We start from the raw sequence: 838 nt of genomic DNA, 5'->3' as shown, positions 1-838 counted from the left end.
ATATAACTAACTTTCTCTTATATATAACTAAGCTATGCTTTTTATATTACAGCCTTGAGTTCATAATAGCGCAACTTTTATGTGGCAATTTGTCACGCACAGGACATAAGTAGTTACAGCAGGAAGTACCGACGTGGCACACGTTCGCATATTAAATCATTACCTTCATAGCAAATTTATCTTTTTGGGCGCGCTAGAATTCGCAGCTCTGTCTGTCTCATTGTTTGTTGCGGTGGATATTCGCAACTACTTCTCAGAGACTGAGTTATTTTTACAAAACCCAATTGTTCAAGCATTTTTATTTGCTCTTATCTTAAATTGTTGTTCGCTGGCTATGGGCGTTTATACCTCTGTTTTTCAAGAAGGAAAAACAGGCATGATGCTGCGTACGCTTGTCGCCTATTGCTTCTTAGGCATGATCGCGCTGACCGTTTTGTTCTTTTTAATTCCGGGACTGTATTTAGGGCGAGGCGTACTTGCTTATGCTGTGATTGTTGCGTTTTTATCGGTTTTAGTGATTCGTTTGGTCTTTTATTGGGTGGTCGATTTAGCCAATCTTGGTCGCAATGTTGTGATATTGGGAGCAGGACATCAAGCTGCAGAAATTATCGAGCGTTTAAGTAGCTTAGACCAAGCGCGTAGTTTTAAGCTGATTGGTTGTGTTCCTTCAGGGGCAGAAGAAGTGGTCGTTGGCGCTGATCAACTGCTTCCTGTGCCGGCAAATTGGCTGAGCTTTGTGAAAGCGCATAATGTGACAGAGATAGTTGTTGCGCCAGATGAACGTCGTCGTACTGAGGGTGGTGGTGTTCCTGTTGATGAATTGCTTGACTGCAAGCTA

The 838-nt window shown here is 42.4% G+C and carries 1 pseudogene; it reads left to right on the top strand.

From position 1 onward, the window contains the following. Positions 1 to 133: 133 nt before the first annotated feature. Positions 134 to 838, top strand: a pseudogene (locus A3739_RS14730) (hypothetical protein); the annotation flags it as partial.

This window comes from Oleiphilus sp. HI0067 (genome assembly GCF_001635735.1).
Note: the sequence above shows the minus strand (reverse complement) of the source record. Positions and strands in the feature narration are given on the sequence as shown.